This is a genomic window from Sphingomonas sanguinis (assembly GCF_001476905.1).
Lineage (GTDB): Bacteria > Pseudomonadota > Alphaproteobacteria > Sphingomonadales > Sphingomonadaceae > Sphingomonas > Sphingomonas sanguinis_B.
Window position 1 is genome coordinate 1 of the sequence record NZ_LDTE01000060.1, and the last position, 14,566, is coordinate 14,566.

Sequence of the window (14,566 nt, forward strand, 5' to 3'; positions counted from 1 at the left end):
CCCCCATCCCCGCCACCGGTGCTGAAGGACTCGCGCCTCATCGCCGCGCGGATGCCGTCGCTGGGCAAGCCGACGCTCGCCGCGCTCGGCCAGGCCCGCTCGCCCGCCGAGTGGAATGCGCTCTATTTCTCCTCGCCCGAATTCATGCACCGATAGGAGGATCGCAGGATGCTTTCCCACATCCACCGCCGTGACGTGCTCCGTGGCGCCGCCGCGCTCGCCCCCATGGTGATGGCGGGCCGCGCCTTTGCCGCGCCGCAGGCGGGTAGCCGGTTGCTCGTCGTCTTCCTGCGCGGTGCCTATGACGCGGTGAACATCGTCGTGCCCAGCGGCAGCGACTTCTATCACCAGTCGCGCCCCACGATCGCGCTGCCCAAGCCCGATCCGGCCAACCCCAACGCGCCGTTGCCGCTCGATGCGGACTGGGCACTGCATCCGACGCTGAAGGACTCGATCCTGCCGCTATGGCAGGCCAAGCAGATCGCCTTCGTGCCGTTCGCGGGCACCGACGATATGAGCCGCAGCCATTTCGAGACGCAGGACACGATCGAGCTGGGGCAGCCGGTCGGCGGCCACCGCGATTACGGCTCGGGATTCATGGCGCGGTTGGCCGATATCTTGGGCACGGGCGAGCGGCCGATCGCCTTTACCGACCAGTTGCCCTTGTGCTTTCGCGGCGGGGACGATCCCATCCCCAATCTCGCGCTCGCCAATGTCGGCAAGCCGATCGACCAGCGCCAGGCCGCGCTGATCCAGAGCATGTATGCCGGGCATCCCGACCTCGCGCGCTCGGTCAGCGAGGGCTTCACCGTGCGCGACACGGTGTACAAGACGCTCGACCAGGAGATGAAGGCGGCCAGCCGGGGTGCCGTCTCGGCCAAGGGCTTTGCGCTATCGGCGCAGCGGATCGGGACGCTGATGCGCGACCGGTTCAACCTGGCCTTTGTCGATGTCGGCGGCTGGGACACCCATGTAAATCAGGGCGGCGCGACCGGTTATCTTGCCGATCGGATGGGCGATCTGGGCCGGGGCCTTGCCAGCTTCGCACAGGCGATCGGTCCCGATGCCTGGCGCACCACCACCGTCGTCGTCGTGTCGGAGTTCGGCCGCACCTTCCGCGAAAATGGCGATCGGGGCACCGACCACGGCCATGGCAGCATCTATTGGGTGATGGGCGGCGGCGTGTCGGGTGGGCGCATGGCGGGCGAACAGGTCGCGCTGTCCGCCGCCACGCTTAACCAGAACCGCGACCTGCCCGTGCTGACCGATTACCGCGCGCTGATCGGCGGGCTGGTCCAGCGGCAATTCGGACTGTCAGCCGACCGCCTGGGGACGCTCTTTCCCGATACGCGCCCGGCCGATCTGAATCTGGTCTAATCCACCCGCTCCGCTCCCGGCCTGCGCATGAATCTCGTCGAGTACATCGTCGAGCGTGAGCCCGGCGAGCTTGTCCTCCAACGCCTCGCGCACCGGGGTCAGCATCGTTTCCAGACTGGCGGTGATATGCCGGTCGATCAGCCCTTCGCCCTCGGGCGGCTGGCGGTGGAAGGCGAAGAAATTCCGGTCCTCGACCGCCTGATAGACGTCGACCAGCCGGATCTCGGACGAGGGCCGGGCCAGCATCGCGCCACCGCGATTGCCCAGCTGCGACCGGGTCAGCCCCGCCGCCGCCAGACGCAGCAGCAGCGCGCGGACCACCGCCGCGTTGGAATTGACGCTGACCGCGATATCCTCGGAGCGCAGCGGTGTCTCGCCATGCTCCGCCATCAGCGCAAGCATATGCAACGACACGACAAAACGGGTACTGGTCGGCAAGTAACGGCGCTCCTATGCAGGGACGACCTTGATCCCGGTCGTTAAGGACCGAAGCGGATCAAAACCGTCATGTTCCGATCATGGCGGGATTGCAATTCGTAATCCATGTTATTTTTCTACTATTCTACTATGTTAACGCGCGAGTCAGGCACGGTATCCGACATTCCCGTCCGGGTAAGAGGGGGAATGCCATGCAGGGTGCACGGGGACGAATCCGGTATCGGGGCGCCAGGTCGATACGGACGGCGCCGATCCTGTTGGCACTGACCCTGACGGCAGGGACGACGACCGGCTGCACGATCGGCCGGATGCAGGGTTTCGATACGCTCGCCGTCACGCCGGGGCTGGAAGCGATCTCGCTCAGCGGGCTTCCCTTTGCCGATAGCGGGCATGTCCGGCTGGGCAGCGCGAGCGGATCGGTCGCGTGGCGGGAGGGCCGCGACGCGATCGGCTGGGGCCCGGACGGCATCGGCTCGCCCGCCGATCAGGTGCGGGTGGGACAGGTCGCGCGCTTCGGCGTCTATGCCTTCGATCTCGATGGCGATCCGGTGCGCCCCGGCCATCTGGAGGCGCGATGCCGTTATGGTCGGACCGAGAATCGCGGCCAACTGTCCAGCATCGAGATCGTGACGCCCGGCCGGCCGCTGCGGCTGCAATGCGCGTATCGCGTGGACGGACGCGATACAGGGATGCTGGAGCTGGCCGCCGCTCCGTCCCAGGCCAGCCCTGTCGAACCACGCGCGGGGCTGATGCGGTTCGACGGACATGCGCTGATCGTGCAATCGGACCACGCCATGGACGGCGTCGGCACGCGGACCGACAGCCCGATGGGTTACCGCGTGACCACGCCCGAGGGGCGGATCGTGGCGGTGGTCGAAACCAATGGCTGGCGTAGCCGCCGCCTGCTCCTGTCCACCGATCCCGCCGAACGCCCCGCCGAACGCCCCGCCGCCGTCGCCGCCGCGCTGTCGCTCGCGCTGTTCCACGACCCCGGCGACACCGATTAACGCGGCGGGAGGGCGATCTCGAACAATTCGGGCCAGTTCTTGCCCGTCACGAAGATGCGGTGCTTCACCCGGTCATAGGCGATGCCGTTGGGCACCGAATCCCGGTCGGTCATGCCGACCCGCGCGACCAGATCGCTCAGGTCGACGACGCTCGCGACCACGCCCGTGCGGGGATCGATCCGCACGATATAAGGCGTCATCCAGATATTGGCCCAGATTTGTTCGTCGATATATTCCAGCTCGTTCAGATATTTGAGCGGCCGACCGTTGACCGTGACGTCCAGCGTGCGCGCGACCTTCATCGTCGCGGGGTCCAGGAAGCGCAGGCGCGGCGTGCCGTCCGACAGGATGATCTGCCGTCCGTCATCGGTCATCGCCCAGCCTTCGCCGTCATAGCGCCACTCGCCGGTGCGCGTCAGCGCCGGGCGGCTCCAGCGAAAGCCCCGTCCGCCATGCCAGGTGACGCTGCGCAATTCCTTGCCCCAGGCGACGATCCCCTCGCCGAACAGCCCATCGGGCACCGTCGCGTGGCGCAGCGTCTTGCCGGTCGCCAGATCGACCTGCCGGATCACGCTCTGCCCCTCGCGCCCGGTGCTCTCGTACATCTGGCCGTCGGCGATCAGCAGCCCTTCGGTAAAGGCGGTGGTATCGTGCGGATAGGCGCGGACCAGCTCGGGCTTCTGCACCGGTGCCGGTTGCTGTTGGGGCGCGGCCTGTTGCGCGGCGGCGGGCAGCGCAAGGGCCAGGACCAGCGGCAGGAAAGCGCGGATCACAGCGTGCGCACCAGTCGCGCGACCCGCGCGATCCAGGCGGGCGCGGGCACCGTCACGCCCGCCGCGCCCGGTTCGAGCGGCAACAGGTGCAGGTCGCCCGGCAGAAGACCCGCCAGCCGGGCAAAGACATAGCCACCGGCGGAGCGGGGCACGAGGATATCGCGATTCATGGCGTCGGCGAACCTATCCGGGGCCAGCGGCTCGCACCAGAGCTCATCGCCCGCGCGATAGTCGCCGATCGCCCCGGTCACCGTCACTGCCAGCATCCCAGGCGTGGCGCAGGGCGGCGAGACCGCGCGGGCACTGCGCGGCGCCACCGCCCCGCGCGGGCCCAGCAGCGCGGCGACCGGCAGGGTCTCGCGCACCGGCAGGGTCACCAGATCGGCGGTGGTGCAACCCAGCGCGGCGGCGATCCGGTTCAACCAGGGGAGCGAGACGGTGCGCGTCCCCATCTCCAGTCGCCCGATCGTCTGCGGCGTGGTCGGCGGGCAACAGGCGCGCGCGACATCGTCCAGGGTCATGCCCTTGGCGCGACGCACCTCGCGGATCGCGGTGATCATCGCCCTGTTCCCCTCCAAACCACGCCCACACCCCCCGCTCGGCACCGCTGGCGGAGCCGGTCCGGCTGGGCTAAGCGCCCACCTCTATCCTGTCGGAGTTATCGCGATGCGGTTCGGACTCGTCAAATGCCATGGGTCGGGCAATGATTTCCCGATGATCGACGCGCGCGACCTTTCGCTGGGCGAGGCCGAATGGGCGGGCGTCGCACGCGCGCTGGCCGATCGCAGCGGGCCGGTCGGCGGCGACGGCCTGTTGCTGCTGGTGCCGGGTGACGAACGGACGGCGTTCGGCATGGTCATGCGCAACAGCGACGGCAGCGAGGCGGAAACCTGCCTCAACGGCGTACGCTGCGTCGCGCGGGCGGGGTTCGAGGCGCTGGGCATGACCGAGGCGACGGTGCGGCTGAAGACCTCGCACGCCGATGCGGTCCGGGACGCCGATCTGGCGCCGGGCGTCTATACGGTACGCGAAACCGCCGGGCCCGCCGGGCTTTCGACCGCCGCCTGGCCGATCCACGGCGCGCCCGAGCAGCTGGTCGAGGCGGTGCTGCCGATGCTGGATGGCGAGAAGCGTTTCACCGCCGTCACCATGCCCAACCCGCATCTCGTCCATTTCGTCGAGGCGGTGGATGAAGCCGAACTCGTCCGGCTGGGCGAAATCTGCGAGGCCGCACCCGACTGGCTGCCCCATCGCGCCAATGTGTCGTTCGTGGAGGTACGCGGGGACGCGCTGTTCGTCCGCACCTTCGAGCGCGGCGTCGGCCTGACCGACAGTTGCGGCAGCGCGATGGCGGCCTCTACCTATGCCGCGTGCCTGACCGGACGGATCGCCTGGGACGTGCCGACTGTGGTGTTCAATCGTGGTGGCCTGGTCCGGGCCTTTGCGGGCGAGGATGGGATGGTCACGCTGTCGGGCAATGCGACCTATGAATGGGCGGGCTCGGTCGACGTCGACCTGGCCAGTGAGACGGCGAGCGACCTGGTGGTCGAACGCCGCTATCCCGACGAGATCGCGGCGTGGGAGGCGGCAAAGCGGGGGTAACGGCCTCCCGGCCATCGCCCCCGACGCAACGCGACGTCCGCCCACGCGTTCACTCCCCATGCGCCCCGTCCGCCGCCAGATCGCCGACCAGATACGCGACGTGGTCGGCTCGCGAGAGCTCGACCTGAGCCGTCCGCCCGGCGATGACGGGCTGTTCGGACCGGACTCGGCGACCTGGGCGGTGCATGGCGACTTCACCGCGATGATGGCGGGCGGCATCGCCTCGCTGCTCGTCCAGATGCTCCATCCCGCCGCTTTGGCGGGGGTGTGGGATCATAGCGATTTCCGCCGCGACATGGCCGGGCGGCTCCGGCGGACGGCCGGGTTCATCACGGTCACCACCTATGGCTCCACGGACGCGGCCGAGCGGATGATCGCCCGCGTCCGCGCGGTGCATGACCGGGTCGGCGGCACCCTGCCCGACGGCACGCCCTATGCGGCAAACGACCCGCACCTCCTGACCTTCGTCCATGCCGCCGAGGTGGACAGCTTCCTGCGCGCGCACCGCACCTATCGCGATCCCGATTTCCCCGATGCCCAGGCCGATCGCTATCTGGCGGAGATGGCGGTGATCGCCCGGCGGCTGGGGGCGGAAGAGGTGCCCGAGGACCGCCGTCAGCTGGCCCGCTTCCTGGAGGCAATCCGCCCCGAGTTGCGCGTCGACGCCCGCACCCGCGCCGTTGCCCGCACGCTCCTGAACCAGCCCGCGCCCAGCCCTGCCCTCGCCCCGGTCAGCGCCTGGCTGACCCAGGCGGGTATAGCCCTGCTGCCGGACTGGGCCGCCAGACTTCACGGGCTGGACGGGTACGGCGCGATGCGCCCCGCCATCCGGGCGGGGACGCGGGGGCTGGGCGGCGCGATCCGCTGGGCCTTGGCCGGGTAGAGACGGGTTCGCGCAGGGACGCAGACCCTATAGGGTGCCCAATCCGCGCATCGCCGCCAGGTAGCTGCGCATCCCCTCCAATGCCTTGTCGGTCAACACCATGAAGGCGCGGCGGCGGTCGACCGGATCGGGCTGGCGCGCGAACAGCCCCGCCTCGGTCATCTTGCCGATCCAGCGCAGCGCGGTGGTCGGCGCGACGGCGGCGGCGATGCACAGGCTGGACACCGACACGCGCGTGTTCTCCAGATGCGCGGCATAAAGGTCGAGCAGCATGTCCCAGGCCGGTTCCTCGAACAGCGCTCTGCCGAAGAACCCGTCGCGCAGCCGCCGCGCGCGAATCATCCGCCGGACCAGGGCAGCATCGCCCGGTTGTGCCCGGGTGGGGGCCGCGTGAAAGCTCTGGTGCCGATCGTTGAGGCTGCCGTTTCGTTCCTCCTCCTCCGCCACCGACAGCCGGGCCAGCGCCTCGGCGATGCGCGCGACTTCGGCATTCAGCCGCCGCAGCCGTTCCGATTCCCCTTCACGGACATAGGAGTGGAGAACCCCCGCGCCGCTGTGGCTCGCCCCCGCCAGTGCCAGCGCGGCGACCAGTTCCAGCGGGCTGGCGTCGCACAGCATGGCAACGCGCGGGCCGAGCAGCATCGCGGCGACCAGATCGATATCCGCCGTCGCCATGCTGACCACGACGGGCAGGTCCAGCGCGGTCGCCACCGCATCGATCCGGGCAAGCGCGATCTCCATCGCCCCGGCTTCGGCCCCATGCGTGTCGATCATCAACAGCGGCCGCCCCGCCTGTTGCCCGATCTCCTCGGCCACCGCCGCCCATTCGACCGTCCGCAGCACCCGCCCCCCGGCCTGGCGCACCGCATCGCCCGCGGCGGCGGCCAGCGCGGATGCGCTGATCACCACGACCGCAAAGCCGCCTCCGTAAAGCTCCTGTTCGTCCACGCCATTCCCCCCGCGACCCGCCAGGCGGGTTCGTCCATCGTCACAGTCGCAAGGACGCAGCGGGGGCCGTTATCGACCTGCCCGCGCGCTTCCTCGCGACCCCGACCGACGTCCGGGAGTCGACGTCAGTCCGAATCGGACACTCAGCCGAGTGCCTTGACGATCTCTTCGACCATCTTCTTGGCGTCCGCCAGCAACATCATGGTGTTGTCGCGATAAAAGAGCTCGTTATCGACGCCCGCATAACCGACGCCGCCCATCGAACGCTTGATGAACAGCACCGTCTTGGCCTTTTCCACATCGAGCACCGGCATGCCGTAAATGGGCGAGGACTTGTCGGTCTTGGCCGCCGGGTTGGTCACATCGTTCGCGCCGATGACGAAGGCGACATCGGTCTGCGCGAACTCGGCGTTGATGTCCTCCAGCTCGAACACCTCGTCATAAGGCACGTTCGCCTCGGCCAGCAGGACGTTCATATGGCCGGGCATCCGGCCCGCGACCGGGTGGATGGCATATTTGACGCGCACGCCTTCCTTCTTCAGCAGGTCGCCCATCTCGCGCAGCACATGCTGCGCCTGCGCGACCGCCATGCCGTAGCCGGGGACGATGACGACCTGTTCGGCCTGGCTCATCAGGAAGGCCGCATCCTCGGCGCTGCCGCGCTTCCAAGGGCGATCTACGCCTGCGCCGCCGCTTGGCCCACCCGCATCGCTCGCGCCGAAGCCGCCCGCGATCACGCTGATGAAGCTGCGGTTCATCGCCCGGCACATGATGTAGGACAGGATCGCGCCCGAGCTGCCGACCAGCGCGCCGGTGATGATCATCGCGCCATTGTGCAGCGTGAAGCCCATCGCCGCCGCCGCCCAGCCCGAATAGCTGTTCAGCATCGACACGACGACCGGCATGTCCGCGCCGCCGATCGGAATGATGAGCAGGAAGCCGATGGCGAAGGACAGGAGCGTGATCGTCCAGAATATCCACGGCGCCTGATCCCGCGTGAACATCGCGACCAGAATGACGATCGCACCCAGGATGCCGAGGTTCAGCGCATGGCGGCCGGGCAGCAGGATCGGCTTGCCGCCCATATTGCCGTTGAGCTTCAGGAAGGCGATGACCGACCCCGAAAAGGTGATCGCGCCAATCGCCACGCCCAGCGCCATTTCCACACGGCTGACGACATGGATGCTGGCAAAGGGCTGTCCGATCATCGGCACCACCATGTCGGCGATGTCGAAGGCGACCGGGTTCAGAAAGGCGGCACAGGCGACAGCCACGGCAGCAAGGCCGACCAGGGAGTGGAAGGCGGCGACCAGCTGCGGCATCGCGGTCATCGCGATGCGGCGGGCGGTGGTGATACCGACCACGGCACCCAGGCCGATCGCGGCGAGGATTTCCGCGATGGCGGTCCAATTGATGCCTTGGTCGTCAAAGTTGCGGCTACCCTCCGGCAAGCCAAAGGGTACATGGGTAATCAGCGTGGTGACGACGGCGATCGCCATGCCGATCATGCCGAAGCGATTGCCCCGCTGGCTGGTCGTCGGGCTCGACAGCCCGCGCAGCGCCAGGATGAAGCACACCCCCGCCACCAGATAGGCGAGCGACACCCAAGGGTTTGCGGCGACAGTCTCGACCGCAGGAGCGAGCGGCGCGGGCGCGACGGGAGCGATCACGAGCGCTTCTCCTTCTTGCGGTACATGGCGAGCATGCGCTGCGTCACCGCAAAGCCGCCGAAGATGTTGATGCTGGCCAGCACCACCGCCCCCAGCCCCAGCCACTTGGCCACACCCGATCCGGTCGCCCCCGAAGACGCGGCGGCGGCGATCAGCGCGCCGACGATGATGACCGAGGAGATGGCGTTGGTCACCGCCATCAACGGCGTGTGCAGCGCGGGCGTCACCGACCAGACGACATAATAGCCGACGAAACACGCCAGCACGAAGACCGACAGGATCGATATGAAATCCATGCTATTCCTCCCCGGAATGACGGCTAGCGGCGGTGGCCTTGATCTGGGCCGTCACGCCCTCGATATTGGTCTGGATGTCGGTCGACGCGAAGCGCAGCGTGGTCAGGCCGCGCTCGGCGAACCACGTGTCGCGCTGCGCATCGCGCTTGGGACGGTCGCCATATCCATGCGCTTCGCCATCGACTTCGATAACCAGCCTTGCCTCATGGCAGTAGAAGTCCGCGATATAGGGGCCTGAGGGATGCTGGCGGCGAAATTTTAAACCGCCGGGGCGTTTGCGGAGAACCTGCCATAGGGTGATCTCGGGCGCAGACATGTCCTGTCGCAGCACTCGCGCGCGTTCACCGACCTGTTCCGCCCCCTGCAACATTCAATTCCTCCCCTTGCAGGGGAGGTGGCGCGCGCAGCGCGTCGGAGGGGTATCCCCCTCTCGATAGCGCGACACCCCTCCGTCAGGGCTTCGCCCTGCCACCTCCCCTGCAAGGGGAGGAATAGGGATCATGCCGAAAGCCTCGGGTTCACCACCTGCCCGCCCTTGGTCAGCCGGATCGCGTCGCCGATCTCGGCGTCGAGCACCGGCCGGCCGGCCTCCTTGTCCCAGAAGGCGGCCAGGAAATTGTGCAGGTTGCGCGCGAACAGGGCCGAGGCGTCGGCCGCCAGGCGGCTGGGCATGTTGCGGTGGCCGATGATGGTCACGCCGTGACGCTGGACCACCTCGCCGAGGACCGCACCCTCGACATTGCCGCCCGCTTCCACCGCCAGGTCGACGATGACGCTGCCGGGGCGCATCGTCGCGACCTGGGCGTCGGTCACCAGGCGCGGCGCGGGGCGGCCGGGGATCAGCGCGGTAGTGATGACTATATCCTGCTTGGCGATATGCCCGGCGACCAGTTCGGCTTGCGCGCGGCGATATTCCTCGCTGGTCTCGCCCGCATAGCCGCCGTTGCCCTCGCCCTCGATGCCCGCCACGCCTTCGACGAAGATCGGCTTGGCGCCCAGCGACTGGATCTGCTCGCGCGTGGCCGAGCGGACGTCGGTCGCCGACACCTGCGCGCCCAGACGCCGGGCGGTCGCGATCGCCTGGAGCCCCGCGACGCCGACCCCCATCACGAAGACGCGCGCCGCCGGGATCGTGCCCGCCGCCGTCATCATCATCGGAAAGGCCCGGCCATAGGCGCTCGCCGCCTCCAGCACCGCCTTGTACCCCGCCAGGTTCGACTGGGAGGACAGGATGTCCATCGACTGGGCGCGGGTAATTCTCGGCATCCAGTCCATGGCCAGCGCCTCCAGCCCCGCCGCGCCGTACGCCGCCACCGTCTCGGCCCGGCGAAAGGGATCAAAGGCCGCGACCACCCAGGCCCCGGGCGCGGTCCCCGCCAGCGTCGCGGGCTCGGGGGCCTGTACCGCTAGCACGATCTCGGCCCCGGCCAGCACGCCCGGTCGGTCGGCGACCTGCGCGCCCGCCTGTTCGTAATCGCCATCGGCGATTCCTGCCGCCGCGCCGGCACCCCGCTCGACCGCCAGGGTCGCGCCCAGCGCGATCAGCTTCTTGACCGTTTCCGGCGTGGCGGCGACGCGGGCCTCACCCGCGACGGTCTCGTGAAGGACCGCGATCCGCAGGGACACCGGGTCAGGCGATCAGCCAGAGGACGATGGCCACCAGGATGGCGACCGCGACCGCGCCCCATTTGAGCAGGCCGATCATCAGGTCATAGGTGGCGACATGCGCCTTCATCTCGCCGGTGCCGCCGCTGATGCCGGTGTCGTTGCCCGCCATGATCCTCACCTCCGCTATCGGCCCTGCGAACCTTTGGCCGCCGCATGATCCATGCCCGACCTTATTCACCGGGCCGGTGGGATCAACCCCGAAACGTAACGAATCCCGCGACTCGGGCCCCGACGTCGATCTTAAAAAAGCGATATCGCCTTTCCGACGACAGAAAAGAGATTGTCCCGAATTAACGCAGATTTTAACAAAGTCTCGGCATACCGCCCTGAATTGGGACTACGGGACATTTTATGACGCGCAACGGCCAACGTCTGCTGCTGCTGATCGACGACGAACCTGCCCAGCGTCGGCTGATCGCCGCCCTGGCGCAGCGCGGCGGCTGGCGCACCCTGTTCGCCACCGATGCGGACATGGCGGCCTCTGTCCTGGGATCGGCGCAGGGGCGCGAGCTCGACGCGGTCCTCATCGACCATTGGGCCCCCGGCGCCGACGCGACCCAGATGATCGCCGATGTCCACACGCTGCGTCCCGAACTGCCCATCCTGATGCTGACCGCCAACGACTCGGTGGCGCAGGCGGTGGCGGCGATGCGCGCGGGCGCGACCGATTTCCTGGTCAAGCCGCTGGCTCCCGAGCGCCTGCTCGCCGCGCTGGAGGCCTGTGTCGCCGCGCAGACCAGCGGCGAGCTTCGCCCGCTGACCGAGAAGATCCCCGCCCTTCTGGCCTTTGACGAAATCGTCGGCGACGCGCCCGAATTCCGCGCCGCCATCGCGATTGCGGCCAAGGCGGCGCGCGCCCGTGTCTCCGTCCTGATCGAGGGCGAAGGCGGCGTCGGCAAGGAGTCGCTGGCCGAGGCGATCCATGTCGCCTCTCCGCGCGCCGAACGGCCGATGATCCGCGTCAACTGCGCCGCGACCGCCGCCAACCTGCTCGACAGCATCATCTTCGGTCATGAGGAAGGCGCCTTTGCGGGCGCATTCGAGCGGCGCATCGGCAAGATGGTCGAGGCGGACGGATCGACCCTGTTCCTGGACGAGGTGTCGGGCATGCCGCTCGAGACCCAGGGGCGGCTGTTCGACATGCTGCAATCCTCGACCATCGTGCCGCTGGGGGCCCGCCATGCGCGCGAGGTAGATGTCCGCATCATCGCCGCGACCGACGGCCGCCTGTTGGAGGCGGTCGAGGCCGGGCGGTTCCGCGAGGACCTCTATTACAAGCTCAACGTCGTCCATGTCGCGGTGCCGCCGCTGCGCGACCGGGCGGAGGACGTGCCCGCGCTGACCCGCCATCTGCTCGGGCGGATCGCGCAGCAGCCGGGCCTGCGCCAGCTCGACATCACCGATACCGCGCTCGACCTGCTGCGCCGGTACGACTGGCCGGGCAATGTCCGCCAGTTACAGAATGCGCTCTTCCGCGCCGCCGTGCTGTGTGAGGGCGACGCCCTGACCCCGGCCGATTTCCCGCAGATCGCCTCGCTGGGCGATCGTCCTTCGGTCAGCGCCTCGAGCGGCCAGGCGTTGCAGAATGGCGGGATCAACCTGTTCCGCCCCGACGGTAATCTGCGCGCGCTGGAGGATATCGAGGCCGATGTCATCCGCCTGGCGATCGGCCATTATCGCGGCCGCATGACCGAGGTCGCGCGGCGGCTGGGGATCGGTCGCTCGACGCTCTACCGCAAGCTGGGCGAACTCGGCATCGACAACGCGGCTTAAGATCGTTCCTCCCCCGCAAGGGGAGGGGGACCAGCGAAGCTGACGGCCTGCCACCTCCCCGTACCGGGGAGGATACATCATCTTACCACAACACGCCGTCGACGGGCTTCATCGGTTCGGGCGCGCGGTCGCCGATCGACTGGAGCAGGTCGATCTCGATCGTCCGACACATGGCGCTGAGCGGCAGGTCGTGGACCGTGTCGCTGAACGGATCGACCAGGTCGTCGCCGATCTGCAGCGCGGCCAGGAACATCAGACCCGCGATCGACGATCCCACGGGCGTGGCAAAGCCCAAAGTCTCGACCAGTCCGATCGGCAGCAGCACGCAGAACAGTCGCGTGAAGAAGGCGGGGATGAAGCGATACTGGTTGGGCAGCGGCGTGTTCTTCAGCCGCTCCATGCCGCCTTGCGAATTGGCGATGTCGACCAGCACCGACTCCATCTGCGCCTGCTGGATGGTGTCGATCCAGCCCTTGCGCTGCGCATCGGCGATGCGGCGGCCGGTGCCGTCGAGCAGGCCGTTGGCGGTGTTGGTCCGCTCCAGCGCGGGCTCCGCCTCGCCGCGCGACAGAAAGCGCAGCACCTCGCCATCGACCGGCTGCTTGCGCAACTGGCATCGCAGGGCGTTCACATAGGCGATCTGGCGCAGCACGATCGACCGCTTCAAGTCGTGCGCATCGGGCTCTGGCAGGAAGTTGCGCGCGCTGCGGGCGATGTTGCGCGAGGCATTGATCATCAGGCCCCAGAGCTGCCGCCCCTCCCACCAGCGCTGATAGGCCGAATTGGTGCGAAAGCCGAGGAACAGCGCCAACGCGGTGCCGAACAACGTCAGCGGCAGCGAGGGCGCCTTGAAGGGCAGGACATAATAGGCGACCGTGACGATCACGTCCCAGATGAACAGCGCCAGCAACGGACGCCAGACTTCGGCGATGATGATGCGGGTGCGGGGTACGGCGTCGACGATCAAATTCGGTCTCCCTCGTGCGGCCACCGTGCCCGTGTCTCGAGCCCCAAAGTGTCGCCGGTCGGTCTCTCTGGGCGCAGCAACGCGACAAAAGCGGGTTGGATGCGCGTCCGAAATAATAGTGCGGTGCAGCAGGAAAAGGCTTGGGGCACACCGGAAACGAAACGTTACCGAACCGCCACGAAGGCAGCACGATCACGCCTCCCGCGACCACGATGTAAGTCGTTCGTTCGCTTCGTTTTCTGCCGGAAAGCCCGTCGCCGCCCCGGTGCGGCGCTTGCTCCACCGGGCCCAAGGAGGCATGGCGAAGAATATTATGACCCTGCCCCCTCCCGCCCGCATCCTGATCGTCGCCGGTTCCGATTCCGGGGGCGGCGCGGGCATCCAGGCGGATATCAAGACGGTCGCGATGCTGGGCGGCCACCCCATGACCGCGATCACCGCGATCACCGCGCAGAACACGCTGGGCGTGCAGGCGGTACACCCCGTGCCGACCGATATCGTCATGGCCCAGATCGACAGCGTGCTGGCCGATATCGGCGCGGATGCGGTCAAGATCGGCATGATCGGATCGGCGGAGACCGCCCATGCGCTGGCCGACCGGCTGGAGGCGCTGGACCTGCCGGTGGTGTTCGATCCCGTGATGGTCGCGACCAGCGGATCGGTGCTGGCCCAGCCGGATGTCATCGCCGCCTTTCGCCGCTTTCTGGGGCTGGCCGCGCTGACCACACCCAACCTCCCTGAGCTGGCGGCGCTGGGCGGCGAGGCGTTGGTCCGGCACGAGACCGCCGCGCTGCTGGTCAAGGGCGGCCATGGCGAAGGGCCGGTGATCGAGGACCGGCTGGTCGAACCGGCAGGCGAGCAGCGCTGGCAGCATCCTCGGCTGGACACCACATCGACCCATGGCACGGGCTGCACCCTGGCCAGCGCGATCGCGACCGGGCTGGGCCAGGGGCTGACGCTGGCCGATGCGGTCGACCGGGCCATCGCCTTCGTCCAGGCCGCGCTCGCCGCCGCGCCGGGGCTGGGCCAGGGCCACGGACCGATGGGCCACGGGATGGGGATGGTGCCCTTCTACCATTTGCTCGCCGCGATCAGCCGCGAAGGCTGGGACGCCGCCGCCTTCGCCGCGCGGTGGGGGTGAAGTGATCCTCCCCGGTACGGGGA

16 protein-coding genes are annotated in these 14,566 nt (G+C 68.4%); 6 read left to right on the plus strand and 10 right to left on the minus strand.

Annotated elements, in window-relative coordinates; translation table 11 throughout:
- Window positions 1–168 precede the first annotated feature (168 nt).
- Window positions 169–1,377, plus strand: coding sequence for a DUF1501 domain-containing protein (locus tag SB4_RS10060; RefSeq protein WP_206597998.1), 1,209 nt, complete (start codon window positions 169–171; stop codon window positions 1,375–1,377).
- Here SB4_RS10060 and SB4_RS10065 read toward each other — a convergent pair.
- Window positions 1,315–1,815, minus strand: a complete 501-nt coding sequence (locus SB4_RS10065; protein ID WP_082670105.1) for an Rrf2 family transcriptional regulator — start codon at window positions 1,813–1,815, stop codon at window positions 1,315–1,317. The genes SB4_RS10060 and SB4_RS10065 overlap by 63 nt on opposite strands.
- 257 nt (window positions 1,816–2,072) lie before the next feature.
- Here SB4_RS10065 and SB4_RS10070 point away from each other — a divergent pair, with 257 nt between their 5' ends.
- Window positions 2,073–2,822 carry a hypothetical protein gene (locus SB4_RS10070; RefSeq protein WP_058752475.1) on the plus strand — a complete coding sequence of 250 codons (750 nt, stop codon included), beginning with the start codon at window positions 2,073–2,075 and terminating at the stop codon, window positions 2,820–2,822.
- On the opposite strand, the gene SB4_RS10075 is transcribed toward SB4_RS10070, so the two are convergent.
- The gene (locus SB4_RS10075) at window positions 2,819–3,595 is read right to left on the minus strand and encodes a glutaminyl-peptide cyclotransferase (RefSeq protein WP_241488576.1); all 777 of its coding nucleotides are present in this window, start codon (window positions 3,593–3,595) and stop codon (window positions 2,819–2,821) included. The two genes, SB4_RS10070 and SB4_RS10075, sit on opposite strands and share 4 nt — an antisense overlap.
- The gene (locus SB4_RS10080; RefSeq protein WP_058752476.1) at window positions 3,592–4,155 is read right to left on the minus strand and encodes a helix-turn-helix domain-containing protein; all 564 of its coding nucleotides are present in this window, start codon (window positions 4,153–4,155) and stop codon (window positions 3,592–3,594) included. The genes SB4_RS10075 and SB4_RS10080 overlap by 4 nt, the downstream gene beginning before the upstream one ends.
- A gap of 106 nt (window positions 4,156–4,261) precedes the next feature.
- On the opposite strand from SB4_RS10080, the gene dapF reads away from it, so the two are divergent.
- Both dapF and SB4_RS10090 read left to right on the plus strand, forming a co-directional pair.
- The gene (gene dapF / locus SB4_RS10085; protein WP_058752477.1) at window positions 4,262–5,197 is read left to right on the plus strand and encodes a diaminopimelate epimerase; all 936 of its coding nucleotides are present in this window, start codon (window positions 4,262–4,264) and stop codon (window positions 5,195–5,197) included.
- A 58-nt stretch (window positions 5,198–5,255) separates the two neighbouring features.
- A complete protein-coding gene (locus tag SB4_RS10090) occupies window positions 5,256–6,080 on the plus strand; it encodes an oxygenase MpaB family protein (RefSeq protein WP_058752478.1) in 825 nt (274 codons plus the stop codon).
- 27 nt (window positions 6,081–6,107) lie between these two features.
- Here the strand turns inward: SB4_RS10090 and SB4_RS10095 are convergent, their stop codons facing one another.
- The 6 genes from SB4_RS10095 to SB4_RS19565 form a co-directional block, all read right to left on the minus strand.
- Window positions 6,108–7,028: a winged helix DNA-binding protein gene (locus SB4_RS10095; RefSeq protein ID WP_058752479.1), complete on the minus strand. Its 921-nt coding sequence runs from the start codon at window positions 7,026–7,028 to the stop codon at window positions 6,108–6,110.
- Between the two features lie 143 nt (window positions 7,029–7,171).
- Window positions 7,172–8,698, minus strand: coding sequence for an NAD(P)(+) transhydrogenase (Re/Si-specific) subunit beta (locus tag SB4_RS10100; protein ID WP_058752480.1), 1,527 nt, complete (start codon window positions 8,696–8,698; stop codon window positions 7,172–7,174).
- Window positions 8,695–8,994 (minus strand): proton-translocating transhydrogenase family protein, encoded by a 300-nt coding sequence (locus SB4_RS10105; RefSeq protein ID WP_058717865.1) that lies wholly within the window; start codon window positions 8,992–8,994, stop codon window positions 8,695–8,697. The genes SB4_RS10100 and SB4_RS10105 overlap by 4 nt, the downstream gene beginning before the upstream one ends.
- 1 nt (window position 8,995) lies before the next feature.
- Window positions 8,996–9,364 carry an endonuclease domain-containing protein gene (locus tag SB4_RS10110; protein ID WP_058752481.1) on the minus strand — a complete coding sequence of 123 codons (369 nt, stop codon included), beginning with the start codon at window positions 9,362–9,364 and terminating at the stop codon, window positions 8,996–8,998.
- 128 nt (window positions 9,365–9,492) lie between these two features.
- On the minus strand, window positions 9,493–10,614 hold the full coding sequence (locus SB4_RS10115; RefSeq protein ID WP_058752486.1) for an NAD(P) transhydrogenase subunit alpha: 1,122 nt from the start codon (window positions 10,612–10,614) through the stop codon (window positions 9,493–9,495).
- 10 nt (window positions 10,615–10,624) lie between these two features.
- On the minus strand, window positions 10,625–10,771 hold the full coding sequence (locus tag SB4_RS19565) for an aa3-type cytochrome c oxidase subunit IV (protein WP_240954521.1): 147 nt from the start codon (window positions 10,769–10,771) through the stop codon (window positions 10,625–10,627).
- Between the two features lie 242 nt (window positions 10,772–11,013).
- Here SB4_RS19565 and SB4_RS10120 point away from each other — a divergent pair, with 242 nt between their 5' ends.
- A complete protein-coding gene (locus SB4_RS10120) occupies window positions 11,014–12,435 on the plus strand; it encodes a sigma-54-dependent transcriptional regulator (RefSeq protein ID WP_058752482.1) in 1,422 nt (473 codons plus the stop codon).
- 82 nt (window positions 12,436–12,517) lie between these two features.
- Here SB4_RS10120 and SB4_RS10125 read toward each other — a convergent pair whose 3' ends face one another.
- A complete protein-coding gene (locus tag SB4_RS10125) occupies window positions 12,518–13,402 on the minus strand; it encodes a bestrophin family protein (protein WP_058752483.1) in 885 nt (294 codons plus the stop codon).
- Window positions 13,403–13,700: 298 nt separating this feature from the next.
- Here SB4_RS10125 and thiD point away from each other — a divergent pair, with 298 nt between their 5' ends.
- Window positions 13,701–14,543, plus strand: coding sequence for a bifunctional hydroxymethylpyrimidine kinase/phosphomethylpyrimidine kinase (gene thiD, locus SB4_RS10130; protein ID WP_420893889.1), 843 nt, complete (start codon window positions 13,701–13,703; stop codon window positions 14,541–14,543).
- The last annotated feature ends 23 nt before the right edge of the window (window positions 14,544–14,566 follow it).